Raw genomic sequence first — 1,414 nt, forward strand, 5'->3', positions numbered from 1 at the left:
GGCTCTATAATATTTGTAGTGGGTAAATCCCCTATAGATATTATGGAGCCTATTTTGTGTAGAAAAAAAGTCCCATAAGATCTATAATGAAAAGCGACCAAACCATCATTAGAAAGAATCCTATGGAACAATTACATTTTATCACAAAACTACTAGACATTAAAGACCCTAATATCCAATTTATGGATGTCATCAATAGGAATACCCACAAAGAAATCATCGCTAAACTGGACTATGGGGCTCCACATTGTCCCAATTGCGGAAGTCAAATGAAGAAATATGATTTTCAAAAACCTTCTAAAATTCCTTACCTTGAGACGACTGGTATGCCTACCAGAATTCTTCTTAAAAAACGCCGTTTCAAATGCTATCATTGCTCGAAAATGGCGGTCGCTGAGACTCCTCTAGTAAAGAAGAATCATCAAATTCCCCGTATTATCAACCAAAAAATTGCTCAAAAGTTGGTTGAAAAAACTTCTATGACTGATATTGCTCATCAGCTTTTCATTTCAACTTCAACTGTCATTCGAAAGCTCAACAACTTCCACTTTAAGCATGATTTTTCTCGTCTTCCAGATATTATGTCTTGGGACGAGTACGCCTTTACCAAGGGAAAGATGAGCTTTATTGCACAAGATTTTGATCAGCTCAATATCATTACTATTCTTGATGGAAGAACACAAGCTATCATCCGAAATCACTTTCTTCGCTACAATCGAGCCGTTCGTTGTCAGGTGAAAATCATTACTATGGATATGTTTAGCCCTTACTATACCTTAGCTAAACAGCTTTTTCCTAATGCAATAATTGTACTTGATCGTTTCCACATTGTTCAGCACTTAAGCCGTGCTATAAGTCGAGTTCGTGTTCAAATTATGAACCAATTCGATAGAAAATCCCATGAATACAAGGCTATCAAGCGCTACTGGAAACTCATCCAACAGGATAGTCGTAAACTCAGCGATACGCGATTTTATCGTCCTACTTTTCGTATGCACTTAACGAATAAAGAGATTCTAGACAAGCTTTTGAGCTATTCAGAAGACTTGAAACACCACTATAATCTCTATCAGCTCTTGCTTTTTCACTTTCAGGATAAAGAGCCTGACAAATTTTTCGGACTTATTGAGGAAAATCTAAAGCAAGTTCATCCTCTTTTTCAGACTGTCTTTAAGACATTTCTCAAGGACAAAGAGAAAATTGTCAACGCCCTTCAATTACCTTATTCCAACGCCAAATTGGAAGCAACCAATAATCTCATCAAACTTATCAAACGAAATGCTTTTGGTTTTAGGAACTTTGACAACTTTAAGAAACGAATTTTCATCGCTCTGAATATAAAAATGGAGAGGACAACGATTGTCCTCTCCAGATGTTAGCTTTTTATTCAACCCACTACAGTTGACAGAGAGCC

Annotated in this window: 1 protein-coding gene; it reads left to right on the forward strand. The window is 36.7% G+C overall.

Annotated elements, in window-relative coordinates; all coding sequences use genetic code 11:
- Positions 1–122 precede the first annotated feature (122 nt).
- On the forward strand, positions 123–1,379 hold the full coding sequence (locus QM867_RS10670; protein WP_414315751.1) for an ISL3 family transposase: 1,257 nt from the start codon (positions 123–125) through the stop codon (positions 1,377–1,379).
- The last annotated feature ends 35 nt before the right edge of the window (positions 1,380–1,414 follow it).

It is taken from the genome of Streptococcus infantis (genome assembly GCF_047463635.1).
Taxonomy (GTDB): domain Bacteria; phylum Bacillota; class Bacilli; order Lactobacillales; family Streptococcaceae; genus Streptococcus; species Streptococcus infantis_W.

Bases quoted from the DNA above. Each gene is read 5' to 3' on its own strand.
- QM867_RS10670 (WP_414315751.1), top strand. From the start codon at position 123: ATGGAACAATTACATTTTATCACAAAACTACTAGACATTAAAGACCCT.